Below are 14,170 nucleotides of genomic sequence, written 5' to 3' on the forward strand. Positions count from 1 at the left end.
GCGCGTGAAGGTCGCCGGACCGCCCACAGAGCGGCGGCCAACGTCAAGACCAATTTCATTGAGGCGTGCCCAAAGCGCGGACGATCTAAGGGCGGGACCTTCCGGAGGATAAGACCGGGCTATTTTGCCTTGGCGCGGCCACGCGGGGCCTTGCCGCCGCCGCCCCGACCCTTGGTTCCGAGGCCAATGGCCTTGGCGAGAGTGCGGCGGGTCTCGGCATAATTGGGCGCGACCATCGGATAGTCCTTGGGAAGGTCCCACTTCGCGCGATACTCGTCGGGGGTCATGTTATAGGCCGTCATCAGGTGGCGGCGGAGCATCTTGAGCTTCTTGCCGTCTTCAAGGCACACGATGTAATCGGGCTTCACGGAGGCGCGGATCGAGACGGCGGGCTCCTGTTTGACTTCGGGGGGCTCGGTCACGCCAAGACCGGCGAGGGCTTCATGGACGGACCGAATGACGAGGGGAATGTCGGATATCGCGACGCTGTTGTTGCTGACATGAGCAGCCACGATATCGGCGGTCAGCGTTACGAGCGTTTCGGAATCGTCCATGCGTTCACCCTTCGAATGCCAAGCTATCTAACTTTACCAATAGCAGGCATTCCACCGGGAACAAAGGGCAAGTAATCGGCAGTCCGACACCGAACTATCTCATCCAGACACTTACAGGGACCTACCAAGGGAACGTCGGTAGCAAGTCCTCGGTCGGTCCGTCGCTGTCGAGCAGCACATAATCACAGCCGTTGTCGCGGCCGAGCGCCAGGATCGCGGGCAGTTCCTTGGGGAGACAGCGCTGCGCTTCGGGCGGTAGCGTCATCGTATGGAGGAACCAGCCATATTGCGTTGGCGCGACGCACAGCGGCCGCCTGTGCGGCGGATAGTCTGCCCAAGCGGTGAGCAGCTGCCCGGTCGCGCAGCGAATATGGGCGGTGCTGAGCACAAGATATTGTCCGGTTTCCATGGCGTATTCCTTGAAGGGAGGCTCTGGTCGAGGGCAATTCAACGAACCGATTCCTGCTGTTCGATCCGCGAATTCGGATCCGCGGTGCTCGATGGTCACGCCGCGAGCCGCGTGACACCGGCGTTGAACCGGTCGATCCATTCGCGGAGCGGCGGTCGCTCTTCGATCGGGATCTGCGCCGCGACTGCCTGGAATTCGACGAGGGCGACGGGTGCGCCGTTCACGATCGCGGCAATCTCGCGGGGCGGCAACAGGCCGCGGTCCCGGATGAACTCGGTCATCGTACCGGGCCGCGCACGGGTGGACCGCCGCCACAGGCCTTCGACATTGATCAGGCGGGGGGCCGCGCGCGCTTCCATCAGGACGATCAGGCGCAGACACCAAGCGGGCAAGGTCTGAACCTCGTGCGGCTTCATCGCGGCGCAGAAGAAGCAGCTCGACTTGACGGGAACGGGAAGGCCTTCGGCCTTGATGCGAGCCGCGCATCGATGCCGGTCCCAACCCCAGTCGCGTAAGGGGTAACAATAGTCATAGCGCGGGTCGACATGCCCCTCGCGGTGCGCATACCGGCGGCTGTCCGCCGGCGATGCATCGTAGCCAATGAGCTTGATCACCTTGCCGCCGCGTGCCCACGCCTGCTTCGCGGGATCCCAGCTCTCGACCCATTTATCCTGTGGCTGGATCTTCCATTTCTGACTGCAACTGTGACGCCCGAAGCTGATCGAGGGCAGGGTCGCGTTGGTGAGGCAGTTTTCGAGCAGGGAGAAATAGGGCGGCCAATGCTTGAAGCGCTTCGGGGCATAGCGGACGATCTCGTGCGCTATGCCGCGGGCATCCATCCAGCGCTGAAATATCGGGAGATAGTCATAGGTTTCCGGACGCTCGCTGCCGGTGTCGGCCGTCAGCACGAGGTCCAGGGGTCGGCCGCGCGCGATCCATTCGATGATCATCGCCGTGCTATCGAGTCCCATGCCCCATGCGGCGATGACCGGCGGACGTGGCAGCGCAGGATCGTCCGGAAGACCCGGGTGTGGCCGGACATCAGACGAGAGGCGGGCGAGCGCGGTAGCCATATCAACGGCACCGGCAGCCGAGCGATCGCCGAAAGAAGCGGTGCGAATGTTGCGGGCGTGAAGATGTCATCGGCGAATACCCTTCCAACGATCCTCGCCGATGCTTCTCCCTTCCCTCCTCCGTATTGGCCGGTCAGGCGACGAGGGTCGTCAACCTTTCGCCATTGCCGGGCGGTCGCGATGAGACCCTGAAAGGCCGCAGCGTCTCTCCAGTGTTCACGATGAACTGGGCGCGACCGCTGGCGGCGCACCGCCTGACGGCAACGGCATAGCAACGCTCGAAGGAGGCGAGTTCCGCGCGCCGCGGCGACAATCGGATCGATGGTTCAGCGTTCGCCATGACAAAGTCCAGTCGAAGTGGATGAGGAGAGGCCCGCCTTCAGGTGCCGACGCGTTTGATCGTGAGCCGGAAGGCATCACCGTCTTCGAACACGACATGAATATGCGCGGCATCGATCCTGGAGCTGGTCGCGATGCTTGCGATATAAGCCTGCGTGCCAAATGCCTCGGAGACGATGTGCGGCGGGCGCTCGTCCGGACCGCCCCCGGCGTTCTCGCATTTGTCGATATGCGTCTCGATCAGTTCGGAAAGGAACGCGGCCATCGTCGAAAGGCGCGTCCTCGCGGAGCCCGCGTCGCCACTCTCGGGAGGGCCGAGGTCGCGCAAGATGGGCGCAAGAGCATCGTTGATCAGGTTCAGGAGATGCGATCTCCCCTCGGCATCCATTCCGGCGAGTAGCGAGGATGGGATCAAATTGTTGACCGCATGGGTCGCGTTGTCGACGAGATCGTCGAATTCGTCTTCCGCCATGGGAGTGACTCCTCGGGAATTGGGCCGGTCAGGTGACCACGGATCGCCCGCTCGGTTCAAGATTCCGGCATCGTCATGCCACAGTGGTTTCAGGGTCGGCGTCATTGGCCGCCAACGCGACCCGCACATTGCCGTGATAGGCCTCGAGCGTGAGCCGCCGCCCGATCGGGATCATCCATTGAACTTCTTCGGCGAAAACGGCGCGGATGTTCTCGGCGAGCGCTTCATCGGCTCCAAGAAGCAGTTCATTTGCAAATTTGCGGGCATCGCGTTCAAAATCGCGGTGCTGGGTGTGCCAACTATCGCTGCTACAATCCTCGTCGTAGGCAAAGCAGCAATCCTCGATCATCTGCGCAAGCGCCGCCGGCGCGATAGTGGCTCCTTCGCGAACGAAGACATGGGTTTCATCAAGACCGCTTCCGCCATTCGCACAGACCAGCATGTCGACGGGAAAGTTCAACGTCGCGATCGGCTCGTCGGACGCGGCGCAGCGGACGACTGGAACTTCGAGCGTGATCATAGGAACGCGGCCAGACAATGTGTCCGAGCAAATCACATCGCCGTCGGCGTAGTGAATCTGACGCCCGTCAATCTCGGTCGCAAAGGACAGGCCCGTGACGCGGGGAAGGTCATCATACCATTTGTAGCCCGCGAACGCGTCCTCGGCGCGGACGGCACGAAAGCCGAGCCTCTCTTCGGTCAGCAGCGATGCCGCGCATTGCTCGATATCGGCGTCATGATCGGGAATCAGGATCATCGGGACGGCCTCGATGCGGGCGCCCTCGGCGCCGCCACGATCGTCCGCCGTGCGTGGGCACCATTCGGAGAGCCAGGCACTGGCTTCGGGAAGTTCGATGCCGAGATCGGCTGCGCGCTGCCAGTTCTGGAATGAAAGTCGGTGGCTGCTCTCGGTTGCAATGGTTCGATAAATGGTGGCCTGAACGGCTACCCGCAGCGAAGCGAGCGCGGCATTATCGACCATTTCCTTGCGCGCAGGGAGCACGAGCTGCAACGATGGCGCGTCGACGATGTCGATCCGGGCCGTCCAGGGATACGAACCATCGACCTCTTTGACCGACGGCAAGCGGCAGGCGACCTTGACCCCGTGAAAGTTGATCCGCGGTTCAGTCGCGAGATCATAATTCGCGCGGAAGATGCCGATCCGGCAACCGTTCCATTCCTCGACCCGATGGGCCCCTTCGAGGAAATCCTCACGCGGCAGCAGTGCGCCGTGGAAGTGAACAGGCAGGGGGAAATGCTTGGCAGCGGCCTCGATCTGGCCCCGAAGATTGCAGAGCCATTCCTTGGGCATGGCGATGATGATCTCTGTGCCCGCCCGGATGCGACAGTTTTCGACAGCCAGGGGCTGCGCTCCTTCCCAGCCGTCCGCGGGGATGGTCATTGTCCAGCCCTCGTCTGCGACCCGCGAGAAGGACCGCACGGTCACGGTCCTGCCGGCCAGGCTGAACACACCCATGCCGGCCGGGTCCTCGCGCTGCGCGATCTCGTCGCTCCAGCCAGAGCGCCCAAGCGTGACGAAGGAAGCAGGGTCGTCGATACCGCGGCCATCGTCGGCGATGTGAAGGCTCGAGCTGCCCTCGTGGTCGCCCAGATGAACGTCGATCCGTCCGGCGCCCGCGCGGCGGGCATTCTGGAACAGCTCGTTGAGAACGTCGGTGATCGTCCCATTGAACAGGCGCGATACCTTCGTGATGAGTTCATCGCCGACCGATGGCCGAATCTCGCGGGGAAGCGTCATGACAGGATCTCCGGTTGCCGGGCAACATCATTGCTGCCGCACCGCCCCGCTCCCCCTTTCCTCCTAGCCCAGGGGAAGCGGGCGCATGGGCCCGTCATCAGGGGCCCCGCTTATCGGCTTCGGCGAATGGCTCGCTCAGCCTCGGTTTCGACATAGACCTGTTGTGAGCGACCGCGGCGGCGCTTGCGGATGCGGCCATCGACATGGGCCTCGGCCCAGCGCCGCGCCTCGGCGGCGCGCATGCCCATCGCGCATTCGTCGGCTTGCTCGAAGATCGTGTAGGCAAGCGCATATTGCTCGCGCTCGGGAAGAGCGAGCAGGGCCGAAGCGACCGGCAGAAGCCCCTCGTAGAATTCGAGAACATGGCGGCCGCCGCCATGGTGCATCAATATGGCGAGGCGGCCCTTCTTGCCGATGCCGGTCGGCCTTGCGATCATCACATTGTGCGAGGCATAGGTGACGCCGGCGCTGCAGCCGTCGGGTTCCGTCGGATAGTAGACGCGATCATCGCGCGCCGGCAGTGGGTGGGCGATGATATCGTAGCCGTCGAACGTTTCGACCTTTCGTATGTGATTATGTCCGATAACGCTCATTTCAGACCCTTTCTTTTTGGGTGGCTTCAGGACGAGGTTGCAGGTTTCGTGGACTCGGCCGACCGACATCAGGCGGCGCGTAAATTGTCGCCCTGACGCAGACCGAGGTCGAAGGCCGTGAGAATGTCGAGGTTGGCCTCAAGGCGATCGAACGCGGCCGTGAGGTCCGCGATTTGGATCCAGACGCACGCATCGCCTGGGTCATGGTCGAGCTCGAATACGATCGGCACCGAGTCCGCTGTCATCTCGGGGAAGATCGAGCGGATGATCAGCAATTCGATCCTGCGGCTGAGCGCCCCGATGCGCGGCGCGAGGGCCGCACGTTCGACGGGGCTCATCATCAAATAGCGCTCGGGCGCTACGATGGGCGCCATGCGAACACATGCGATCCGCCCCGCAATCTTGGGCGCAGCGGACGCACCGCCGATCATGCGTCGTTCTGCCGCGACGCCGTCGGCGGGGACCAGGACGCGGTAGATATAATGGGGCGGCGTCCCCGCGAGGCGGGAACGGGAGACAATGATTTCCATCGATTTGCTCCTCAGGCAACGAGCCGCAGGGGCGGCGATCCGGGGTTGGGGAGATGGAGGTCGCGGCGGATGCGCGCCGCCAGGCGATCGGGCTCGAGCAGTTCGCCAATGGCGGCCCAATGATTGCGGTCGCCGCAATAGTCTCGTCGACCTGCGACACGGCGAAACATCACCTCGCGGCCGGACCCGATGCCGAGGCCGAGCTGGACATAGATGCCTTCGCCATGAAGGACGATCTCGCCGCTGACCGCGATGCCGCCCTTGTTCGAGCGCAGGTCGTAGCTTCCGTCGGCGAGGCAAAGCGCGTCGGCGAGGCGCTTCAGCGCCTTCCGGCCATCGCTATGGAAGAGCTTCTTGGCCTGCTCGTCATAGCTGACGCCCTTTTGCGCGAGCACCGCGAGGGCGGATTTGCCTCGCATGTCGGCAATCCGGTCCATGCAGGCGCGGCGAAGCAGACTGTCACCCTCGCCCAAGTCTCTCGCGATGGCGCCGAGATGGCGTGCCAGCAAAATCACGGCGGGATCGAGATCGTCGGACTTGCCCGCGTTCCGGCAATCCGTGATCGCGGCGGTCAGCGCGTGGAGACAGGCGGGAAGCGTCGACAGCCCCGAGGGATCGAGCGCTTGCTGAAATCGGAACGCGATATCGTAAGCCATGGGATAGGCTCCTGCCTTCGGGCGCCCCATCGCGCCCGCCCCTGCCCATCCCCCTCTCCTCCGGCTTCAGTCGGCCAGTTGCGGTTCGCAATTATCGATTAGCTCGGCACAGCAATCCTCGATCTGGACGCCCAGCGGGCTCGGGCCGGGATCGAAGATCATCTTGAGGCATGCGCAGATATCGGGCTGGCCCTGTGTCCCGCACATCAGTTCAAAATCGGACTGATCGGCGGTTCCGCTCGTCTGCGCATAGGCGGCAAAGGCCGATTGCCGCATGATTTGCTCGTCCCACACATCGACATAGAGCGTCACGCTCGCGCTGGTGATGCCGGTCACGTCCTCAATCCCGGGCGGACCGATCGCAGCGTTTCGTCCATCATCTCGCGGGTCGAGGTGCCGAGAATCTCCGTGCCGGTGATGACGAAATATCCGCCGCCATGCTGGCCCGGCCTGAACTTGTCGCAGGTAGACGCCCACTCGAAACCGAAGGGAAGCGCGCTTTTGCAGACCTTTTGGATCAGCGATGCGAGCGCCTCAACATCGGCTTCATGTCCGCGAATGAACGCGACGCGGCCCGTATCGTCGCGATTGTCGTCGATCGTGATGTCCGCATCGAATGAGGGAATATCAGGATAGGGCCAGAGTTCGAGGAAGGATGCGAACGGATCTTCTTCGTGATCTTGCTTGGGGAAGAATTTGCTGAAGGCATCGCTGCAGGCGGCGTAGAGCGACGCGAGCGCCGCCATCTCCCCGCTCGGTGTTCCCTCGAAATCGCCGGACAGTTTCTCGGCGACAAGAAAGCATTCCTCGAGCAGCGATGCTTCTTCGGGCGTGACGGGCACATTGAAGGCCGTCTCGACATAGTTGTTGGCCATGTTCGGATTCCTTGGCGTTCGTGCTGGTCGCTCATTTCTGCGATAGGTGGATGTCCAGGGCCTGGCGGAGCAGGTCGTCGCGCGCGCCATTGACGATGATCGCATCGGGATTGGTCGCCAGGACCGCACTGATGATCGTGTCGGCCGGGCGCTTACGCAGCGGGTACTGGAAGATCTGACCACGCTCGATCGTAACGACAAAGGTGCGCATCAGCCGCTTCAATCGGCGGCGTTCGAGTTCGCGGGCAAGGAGATCGCCGACTTCGACCTCGAGGTCATGATCGTAGGTGAACTTGCCGAAGGACTGCTGCGGCCGGTTCGCGACCAGCCATTGGTTGACTTCCATCTCGGTCCAGCGGCCGACCTTATGGAAGAAGTCAGCGCCGCCCGTCCCTTGGTTGCGGGCATGGAAGGCCAGTTCGCCATCGATATAGACGTCGGCCGTGTAGGCGCTGGTTTCCTGCGACAGCGCAGCATTATAGGTGATGCGGCGAAGTTCGATTTTCATGGGTAGTATACCTCCTGAGTTGGACGATCACCCGAGCCCCTCTCCCTCTTCTCCATGCAGCGACCACGATGGCTGCGCTGTCGGTCGCTGTTTGTCGGGAATTTCAGGCCGTGCTGGAGTATCGAGCCTGGGCTCAATTCTATGTGCGGAGAGTCGCTGTTCGATCGTACAGGTCGAGGAGAATTCCCAACCCCGCGGCTTCCGTATAGGTGAGATCGCGATGGCCATCCGCATCGAGGCCGCTTGCCAGCTCGATGACAGGGTGAACCGAGATAATTTGCCCTGAGGGAAGCCGAAACTGGTTCTCGATGCCGGGTGAGGGAGTGGTGCCGTCAGGCACGTCCATCCGACCTTGAATCTGGAAAATGATGTGCATGAGCTTTCTCCGTGAACGAGTAGATTTGGGCAGTCGTCGCCGCCGATCACTGAAAGGACCGCCTAGGCAGCGAGGTCGAGGAGCGGGAGCGCTGTGACGTCGCCTCCGGTCGCCGCCCGGTCTAGGATGGGATAAGGCAGGCTCGGCACCTTGCGCGCGGCGATCCGGACCGCCCTCGTCAAGGGAAAGAGATAGGCGTGGCAGCCAGGATGGCGGCGCCGTGTCAAAAAGCCGGTGTGTTCTAGGCTGGCGAGCCATTCGCCACGGTCCTCACCGAGGCGCGGCGCGCGGGCACCGGCTCGGATCAAATCCTCCATCGCATATCTCTGACCGCATTCGGCATTGCGGATCTTGGATATTGCCCGCGACGATATGGGGCGCCCATCGGGAAGGATGAGGTCAACGCGCGGGCTTGATCGGCCGGTGTAGCGACTTCCCATCACCGCGTAGAGGCCGCCGACATGGCCAGGAAGGAACACGTGTCCGTCTGCATCGACGCGCCTGACCGGGTCGGCATAGGATATGACCGACAGAATCTCGGGTTTCTGGCGGCGGAGCAGCCGGAACGCCCGTGCCGCCAGGAACGATTCCGAATTGGCGCCCTGACTGTCGAGTATGACGAGACGTCCAAGGTCGCACGCCGCGCGCGGATCGCCGAGGCCCGCCGTTTTCGGAGCGCTTGCATTATTGACCGGGTGCGAGAAGACGCAAACGCCCACGAGTTCCGATCGTCCGCCGCGGCCATTGGCGAAGAGGCCGACCGAGAGCCGTGCGACCGGCATCGCCCCCGCATAATGATGTTCCCTGACGAACGGCGCGGCCTCACGCCGGGTATCGATTATATCGACGGACAGGGTTCCGGGGTCGATCTCCCAGTGCCCGGCACCCAGCGGCACCGGCGCTCGCGCCACCGCTGGGTCCGGTCGGTGATCATTCGGGATCGCCCGCGCCGTCGTCGGTGGATTTGACTGCGGCCGTCCGAGAAAGGTCGGGAATGCGCGGGTCGTTGTAGATGCTGTCGAGCGACAGCGAGAGCGCGCGGTGCTGGGCGCCTTCGGGCGTCGAAGCGTCGATCGTGAAGACCTCGGTCGCGAAGCGGTCATCGCCGCTATAGAAATCGACGTCGACGACATAGGTGACGATATCTGCCGGAGCGGTCGGCGACAGTGACTTGTCGAGCAGGTCGATGACGGTGGATCGCAGACCGTCGATATCAGGATCGAAATCTTCCCACGTCACATGGTCGGGGCATTCATCGACGAGATAGTTGGACATGAGATCCTGCATCGTCTCAAGCAGCGTGTGGCGTGCGTCGGCCATGGTTTTCCTCCTTCGGAAAATTGGCCGCCGGACGATCGCGTCCGGCGGCGCAGAATGTCAGTGGACGGCTTCGAGGAGCTTGCGGGCCTTGCTCTCGATATCGAGCCTGCTGTCCTGGTGGGTCTTGGTACGGGCGAAGGCGGTGATGCCCTGCACGAAGTCGTAGATGCTCTCGGGCGGGCGGCCTTCCTCGCCCAGCACCGTCGCGACAATCTTGGCGGACTCGGCCTTCGAGAAGCCCCGCTTGCGCAGAAAGTCCTCGCGATCTTCGTCCTTCCGGGCGACGATGCGTTCACGCGCGGTTTTGACGCCACTGACGAAGCGCATCGGCGAGGAGTCCGCGAAACGCTCGAGCGCCGGCGCGGCTTCGTGCGCGAAGCGGTTGGCAGCGAATTTCGAGTGCCGGATCTTGACCTCCTCGAAATTCTCCACGCCCCAGAGGTTCCGGTTCATGCAGACGGCGCGGAGATAGAAGGTCGCCATGCCGAGCGTCTTCGCGCCGACCTCAGAGTTCCAGGTGTAGAAGCCGCGGAAGTAGAGATCGGGCTCGCCGTTCGGAAGCTTGCCCGCCTCGATCGGGTGCGTGTCATCGACCAGAAAAAGAAAGACATCGCGGTCCGAGGCATAAAGCGTGGTCGTGTCGCGGCTGACATCGACATAGGGATTATAGTACATGTTCGACCAGTCGAGCACGCCCGGAACCTTCCACCGCGTCTGCCCGACGCCGTCGCCGGCGATCTTCATCACCGCGGCGACGAGTTCGTGATCGAATATCCGGCCATAGTCAGGACCGGTGGCAGCGCGTAATTCGTTCCGACCATCGTGGGTCTGGTAGAGTTTGACCTGCTCGGCCCGGTGCGCGACGAGCCCGTGCTGGAGGTTGATCCCCGCGAGCGCCGCAGGCAGTTCGCGCAGATAGGATGCGGGCGCACTGACAAGGCTGCAAAGCTGTCCGAACGACCAGTTGGTCGGGGCAACGGGCCGTTCTTCACCGGGAACGATGAGCGAGAGGCGTTCGGGGCTGTCGCTGCGCGCCTCGACGCGAATCTCCTTGCTATCCACGACGCGCGCCGTGGAGCGGTCGGCGCGGGTACGAACGGCCGCGTAAAGCTCGGTCAGCGAAAGATAGCGCTCATCGTCGGGCCGCGAGAACCATTCAGAAGATACGCGCCCGATATTTCGGCCGCGGGAAATATCGACACGATAGGCGCCGGAAACGGGATGATCGGTCGTGGGTGCAAGCGTGGCCATGGTGGCTCTCCTTGATTGGCTGGGTTACGCAGAAGGCCGATCAGCCTTCGGACGCACTCCGCCCTCACCCCCTTTCCACCTCTGAAGCAGGGAAGCCGACGATCAGTCCAGACGGTCGAGATCGATCCGAATTCAGGATAGAGCGTCATTCGATGCCGGGGCGGTAAAGTGGCCGTTCCCGCTGCCACCGCCAAACGGTCAAGCTGGTCAATCGCTCACGGGGCTGCTTTTGAAGCAATTCTGACCGGTTGCGGTCGTGCAGCTTTTATCTAGCCAGCATCGAGAAGCAGACTTTCCGGGACTGAGCGTTAACTACCCAAGCTACCCGCAAACCGTTCGGCCAGCCGCTCGCGTTTGAAAACATCGGCGACCCAATCGACGAACGCGCGCGTCTTGCCGGGAAGCAGCGTGCGCGACGCATAATAGACCGAGATCGCACCCGCGTCGGCGTACCAGCGTGGGACCAGCCGCACCAGCTTACCACTCTCGAGTTCCGGCAGCACATCGGGCATCGCGAGAAGCGCGACACCGAGCCCGAGCCGCGCGACTTCGCGCATCGCGGCGGGATCGTTGACGACGATATCCTCACGCAATGTCGCCGCGCTCTCGTTCCCGACCGCATCGCGCATCATCCAGTGGCGGATGCGCCCCGACTGGAGCGAGCGCATGACGATGCCTTCAAACTCGACCAGTCCGGCAGGATCGCCCGGCGCGACGCGGCCCGCCATATAGGCGGGCGATGCGACCGCGACGATATGCGCGGGCGCCAGGGCCCGCGCCACGACTCCCGGCGACAGGTCGAAGCCGCCCCCGATCGCCGCATCATAACCCTCGGCAACAATGTCGACCGGCCGATTCTCGAAATGCCATTCGGGCCGGATGCGGGGATAACGCGCGAGGAAGGCGGGCAGCATCGGCAGCAGGTGCATAACGCCAAAGGTCGGCGCCATACTGACCTTCAGCACCCCCGCCGGTTCCCCGCTGTCCGAAGCAATCCCCGCGATCGCCGCCTGGATGTCGTCGAGGCTTCCCGCAATCGCGAGGCGAAAGGCTTCCCCCGCCTCGGTCAGCGTCAACCTGCGCGTCGACCGGTGGAAGAGCCGCACCCCCAGATTGCGTTCGAGCATCGTGACGTTGCGGCTCACCGCCGCCGGGGTCAGCGCCAGCCGGCGCGCCGCTTCGGAAAAGCTGCCCAGCTCGGCGCTGCGCACAAAGGATATAAGATTGGCGAGCGTTTCCATTTTCAATCAATGATTGAATATATAGCAAATCATTACCGACTAATCGAGCCATAAACATTGCGCCATCTTGGTCTCACCCCACAACAAGGAGTGCAGACCATGACCAAAGCTAGCCAGAACCTCACGGGCAAAACCGCCCTTGTCACCGGCGGCTCGCGCTCGATCGGCGCCGCCATCGCGCGCCGCCTCGCCGCCGACGGCGCGGCGGTCGCCATCACCTACAGCGCGTCGCCCGACAGCGCGGCGAGCGTTGTCGCCGAGATCGAAGCCGCGGGCGGGAAGGCCATCGCCATTGCCGCCGATGCGGGCGACCCCGACGCCGTTCGCGCCGCGGTCATCCAGACCGTCGAAGCCTTCGGCGGCATCGATATCCTCGTCAACAATGCCGGCGTCGCGGTCAACGCGCCGATCGAAGAGTTCCGGTTCGAGGATTATGAGCGCATGCTCGCGGTCAACGTCACCGGCGTCTTCGTCGCGACACAGGAAGCCGCGCGGCGCATGAAAGTGGGCGGCCGCATCATCCACATCGGTTCGTCGATGACGCGCTACGCCGCCTTTCCAACCGCGTCGGTCTATACGCTGACCAAGGGCGCGATCACCGGCTTCAACCGCAGCCTCGCGCGCGATCTCGGGCCCAAGGGGATCACGGTCAACACCGTCCACCCCGGCCCGACCGACACCGACATGAACCCCGCCGACGGCCCCGTCGCCGCGATCGTCGGTCCCGGCATGGCAATCGGCCGCTATGGCCAGCCGGCTGAAATCGCCAGCATCGTCGCCTTCCTGGCCAGCGACGAAGCCGCCTTCGTCACCGGCGCCGACATCGTCGCCGACGGCGGCTTGACCGCCTGACCCGACCAGAAAGGACTATCGTCATGCCCAGCATCGGCATCATCGGCGCCGGCAACATCGGCCGCGCCATCGCCACCGCGCTCGCGAACAAGGATATCCCGGCGACGCTCGCCAACCGCCGTGGCCCCGAGAGCCTCGCCGAGGTCGTCGCGGCCATCGGTCCGGCGATCACCGCCGGAACGCGCGAGGAAGCCGCCGCGAAGGATATCGTCTTCGTCGCGGTGAACTGGTCGAAGCTTCCGGCCGCGCTCGCCGACCTGCCCGACTTTGGCGGCCGCATCGTCGTCGACACCAACAACCCGATCGAAGCGCCGCTATTCAAGCCTTTCGACCTTGGAGGGCGTGCGTCATCAGAAGTGTTCGCCGACATGGTGCCGGGCGCCCGGGTGGTGAAGGCATTCAACCACCTTCAGCCGCATCTCGTCTCGCGCGATCCGGCCAGTGAAGGTGGCCATCGCGTGCTCTTCTACTCAGGCGACGATGCCCCGGCCAAGGCCAAGGTCGGCGCGCTGATCGACCGGCTCGGCTTTGCCGGGATCGATCTCGGCTCGCTCGCGACCGGCGGACGCCTCGTCCAGTTCCCGGGCGGACCGCTCCCTGCTCTGAATTTGGTCAAATTCGACTGATCAAACCGATCGGCGGCGGATTGAAGTGCAATCCGCCGCCACTGGCCGGTGCACCGAAGACTTTCTGACGCCTGGCGGCGTCCGAAACTCTCAACGTTTGCGGTCAGGCCGCTTTCGGTCACGAATCTTTGAAAGCGGACGCGGAGAAATGCTGAGCGCAGTGCGGCCACCCCAATGCACCTTACTTGCAGCCGTTTGGCGCGCGCGACCCGAGGTAGGCCCCGATGCAGGCGCATTCGCCTCCCCGCCATTCCGCACAGCCGGTGAAAGGAAGAAAACCCAACGCATCCTTAGTCACAATTTGCACCCACGCGGATTGCTTGGTGCATTTGTTCCTTATTTGTTCTATTGCGACATTTGAATCGGAGACCGAATTCGAGGACGACGCGTGCTCACCATTCCCAGGTTCCTGATTTCTGGATATCCAGATTTCTTGCAATCCACATTTGTGGATTGCAAGAAAGGCCGATTTCTGTATTTCTCCACCAGATGCGCACGGCCCACGGCGGTCCGCAGTGGGGAGGTTCGCCTGATGGTCGACAAGCAGATCGTAGACGATGGTGCCACGGATGGCGAAAACAAATCGCTCAATTTCAAGGTGAGCGCCGACTTCAAGAAGGACTTCAAAGGGTTCGCTGTCGCGCAAGGCATGACGATGACAGACCTTCTCAAGGAAGGCTTCGCGCTAACGAAGAAAAAGCGGCAGAAGTGATGCTGACGGCGCCGTCGCGGCTGA

Annotated in this window: 19 protein-coding genes; 3 read left to right on the forward strand and 16 right to left on the reverse strand. The window is 63.1% G+C overall.

Annotated features, from left to right (window positions below):
- Positions 1–119: 119 nt before the first annotated feature.
- The 16 genes from VHO04_RS10870 to VHO04_RS10945 all read right to left on the reverse strand — a co-directional run bounded on the left by VHO04_RS10870 (position 120) and on the right by VHO04_RS10945 (position 11,956).
- Positions 120–554, reverse strand: a complete 435-nt coding sequence (locus VHO04_RS10870) for a MucR family transcriptional regulator (RefSeq protein WP_062900437.1) — start codon at positions 552–554, stop codon at positions 120–122.
- 121 nt (positions 555–675) lie between these two features.
- Positions 676–963, reverse strand: coding sequence for a hypothetical protein (locus VHO04_RS10875; RefSeq protein ID WP_062900438.1), 288 nt, complete (start codon positions 961–963; stop codon positions 676–678).
- A gap of 95 nt (positions 964–1,058) precedes the next feature.
- Positions 1,059–1,934 carry a hypothetical protein gene (locus tag VHO04_RS10880; RefSeq protein WP_232014689.1) on the reverse strand — a complete coding sequence of 292 codons (876 nt, stop codon included), beginning with the start codon at positions 1,932–1,934 and terminating at the stop codon, positions 1,059–1,061.
- 481 nt (positions 1,935–2,415) lie between these two features.
- A complete protein-coding gene (locus VHO04_RS10885; protein ID WP_062900439.1) occupies positions 2,416–2,847 on the reverse strand; it encodes a hypothetical protein in 432 nt (143 codons plus the stop codon).
- Between the two features lie 73 nt (positions 2,848–2,920).
- Positions 2,921–4,606 carry an ATP-binding protein gene (locus VHO04_RS10890; RefSeq protein ID WP_062900440.1) on the reverse strand — a complete coding sequence of 562 codons (1,686 nt, stop codon included), beginning with the start codon at positions 4,604–4,606 and terminating at the stop codon, positions 2,921–2,923.
- 110 nt (positions 4,607–4,716) lie between these two features.
- Positions 4,717–5,199, reverse strand: coding sequence for a hypothetical protein (locus tag VHO04_RS10895; RefSeq protein ID WP_062902940.1), 483 nt, complete (start codon positions 5,197–5,199; stop codon positions 4,717–4,719).
- A gap of 68 nt (positions 5,200–5,267) precedes the next feature.
- A complete protein-coding gene (locus VHO04_RS10900; RefSeq protein ID WP_062900441.1) occupies positions 5,268–5,729 on the reverse strand; it encodes a hypothetical protein in 462 nt (153 codons plus the stop codon).
- A gap of 11 nt (positions 5,730–5,740) precedes the next feature.
- Positions 5,741–6,385 carry a hypothetical protein gene (locus tag VHO04_RS10905; protein ID WP_062900442.1) on the reverse strand — a complete coding sequence of 215 codons (645 nt, stop codon included), beginning with the start codon at positions 6,383–6,385 and terminating at the stop codon, positions 5,741–5,743.
- A 66-nt stretch (positions 6,386–6,451) separates the two neighbouring features.
- Entirely contained in the window at positions 6,452–6,721 is a 270-nt protein-coding gene (locus VHO04_RS10910; RefSeq protein ID WP_062900443.1) for a hypothetical protein, read from the reverse strand.
- Positions 6,718–7,350 carry a hypothetical protein gene (locus VHO04_RS10915; RefSeq protein ID WP_137868952.1) on the reverse strand — a complete coding sequence of 211 codons (633 nt, stop codon included), beginning with the start codon at positions 7,348–7,350 and terminating at the stop codon, positions 6,718–6,720. The genes VHO04_RS10910 and VHO04_RS10915 overlap by 4 nt, the downstream gene beginning before the upstream one ends.
- Entirely contained in the window at positions 7,292–7,768 is a 477-nt protein-coding gene (locus VHO04_RS10920; protein WP_062900445.1) for a hypothetical protein, read from the reverse strand. Before VHO04_RS10920 ends, VHO04_RS10915 begins: the two co-directional genes overlap by 59 nt.
- A 139-nt stretch (positions 7,769–7,907) precedes the next feature.
- Positions 7,908–8,144 (reverse strand): hypothetical protein, encoded by a 237-nt coding sequence (locus VHO04_RS10925; RefSeq protein ID WP_062900446.1) that lies wholly within the window; start codon positions 8,142–8,144, stop codon positions 7,908–7,910.
- A gap of 62 nt (positions 8,145–8,206) precedes the next feature.
- Positions 8,207–9,055: a hypothetical protein gene (locus VHO04_RS10930; protein WP_232014691.1), complete on the reverse strand. Its 849-nt coding sequence runs from the start codon at positions 9,053–9,055 to the stop codon at positions 8,207–8,209.
- A gap of 19 nt (positions 9,056–9,074) precedes the next feature.
- The gene (locus VHO04_RS10935) at positions 9,075–9,464 is read right to left on the reverse strand and encodes a hypothetical protein (protein ID WP_232014692.1); all 390 of its coding nucleotides are present in this window, start codon (positions 9,462–9,464) and stop codon (positions 9,075–9,077) included.
- A 57-nt stretch (positions 9,465–9,521) separates the two neighbouring features.
- Positions 9,522–10,715, reverse strand: a complete 1,194-nt coding sequence (locus VHO04_RS10940) for a hypothetical protein (protein ID WP_062900447.1) — start codon at positions 10,713–10,715, stop codon at positions 9,522–9,524.
- 308 nt (positions 10,716–11,023) lie between these two features.
- Positions 11,024–11,956 (reverse strand): LysR family transcriptional regulator, encoded by a 933-nt coding sequence (locus VHO04_RS10945; protein ID WP_062900448.1) that lies wholly within the window; start codon positions 11,954–11,956, stop codon positions 11,024–11,026.
- A 99-nt stretch (positions 11,957–12,055) separates the two neighbouring features.
- Here VHO04_RS10945 and VHO04_RS10950 point away from each other — a divergent pair, with 99 nt between their 5' ends.
- The 3 genes from VHO04_RS10950 (at position 12,056) to VHO04_RS10960 (ending at position 14,146) form a co-directional block, all read left to right on the forward strand.
- Complete coding sequence (locus tag VHO04_RS10950) at positions 12,056–12,808, forward strand: 3-oxoacyl-ACP reductase family protein (RefSeq protein ID WP_062902942.1); 753 nt, start codon at positions 12,056–12,058, stop codon at positions 12,806–12,808.
- A 23-nt stretch (positions 12,809–12,831) separates the two neighbouring features.
- Positions 12,832–13,434 carry an NADPH-dependent F420 reductase gene (locus VHO04_RS10955; RefSeq protein ID WP_062900449.1) on the forward strand — a complete coding sequence of 201 codons (603 nt, stop codon included), beginning with the start codon at positions 12,832–12,834 and terminating at the stop codon, positions 13,432–13,434.
- Positions 13,435–13,966: 532 nt separating this feature from the next.
- Positions 13,967–14,146, forward strand: a complete 180-nt coding sequence (locus tag VHO04_RS10960; RefSeq protein WP_062900450.1) for a hypothetical protein — start codon at positions 13,967–13,969, stop codon at positions 14,144–14,146.
- Positions 14,147–14,170: the final 24 nt, after the last annotated feature.

Origin of the sequence: Sphingopyxis sp. (genome assembly GCF_036261875.1) — a bacterium.
Taxonomy (GTDB): Bacteria; Pseudomonadota; Alphaproteobacteria; order Sphingomonadales; family Sphingomonadaceae; genus Sphingopyxis.

Bases quoted from the DNA above. Each gene is read 5' to 3' on its own strand.
- VHO04_RS10950 (WP_062902942.1), top strand. From the start codon at position 12,056: ATGACCAAAGCTAGCCAGAACCTCACGGGCAAAACCGCCCTTGTCACC.
- VHO04_RS10940 (WP_062900447.1), bottom strand. From the start codon at position 10,715: ATGGCCACGCTTGCACCCACGACCGATCATCCCGTTTCCGGCGCCTAT.
- VHO04_RS10925 (WP_062900446.1), bottom strand. From the start codon at position 8,144: ATGCACATCATTTTCCAGATTCAAGGTCGGATGGACGTGCCTGACGGC.
- VHO04_RS10905 (WP_062900442.1), bottom strand. From the start codon at position 6,385: ATGGCTTACGATATCGCGTTCCGATTTCAGCAAGCGCTCGATCCCTCG.
- VHO04_RS10870 (WP_062900437.1), bottom strand. From the start codon at position 554: ATGGACGATTCCGAAACGCTCGTAACGCTGACCGCCGATATCGTGGCT.
- VHO04_RS10895 (WP_062902940.1), bottom strand. From the start codon at position 5,199: ATGAGCGTTATCGGACATAATCACATACGAAAGGTCGAAACGTTCGAC.
- VHO04_RS10955 (WP_062900449.1), top strand. From the start codon at position 12,832: ATGCCCAGCATCGGCATCATCGGCGCCGGCAACATCGGCCGCGCCATC.
- VHO04_RS10960 (WP_062900450.1), top strand. From the start codon at position 13,967: ATGGTCGACAAGCAGATCGTAGACGATGGTGCCACGGATGGCGAAAAC.
- VHO04_RS10920 (WP_062900445.1), bottom strand. From the start codon at position 7,768: ATGAAAATCGAACTTCGCCGCATCACCTATAATGCTGCGCTGTCGCAG.
- VHO04_RS10875 (WP_062900438.1), bottom strand. From the start codon at position 963: ATGGAAACCGGACAATATCTTGTGCTCAGCACCGCCCATATTCGCTGC.
- VHO04_RS10880 (WP_232014689.1), bottom strand. From the start codon at position 1,934: ATGGGACTCGATAGCACGGCGATGATCATCGAATGGATCGCGCGCGGC.
- VHO04_RS10890 (WP_062900440.1), bottom strand. From the start codon at position 4,606: ATGACGCTTCCCCGCGAGATTCGGCCATCGGTCGGCGATGAACTCATC.
- VHO04_RS10885 (WP_062900439.1), bottom strand. From the start codon at position 2,847: ATGGCGGAAGACGAATTCGACGATCTCGTCGACAACGCGACCCATGCG.
- VHO04_RS10945 (WP_062900448.1), bottom strand. From the start codon at position 11,956: ATGGAAACGCTCGCCAATCTTATATCCTTTGTGCGCAGCGCCGAGCTG.
- VHO04_RS10935 (WP_232014692.1), bottom strand. From the start codon at position 9,464: ATGGCCGACGCACGCCACACGCTGCTTGAGACGATGCAGGATCTCATG.
- VHO04_RS10900 (WP_062900441.1), bottom strand. From the start codon at position 5,729: ATGGAAATCATTGTCTCCCGTTCCCGCCTCGCGGGGACGCCGCCCCAT.
- VHO04_RS10915 (WP_137868952.1), bottom strand. From the start codon at position 7,350: ATGGCGCGCGCGACGACCTGCTCCGCCAGGCCCTGGACATCCACCTAT.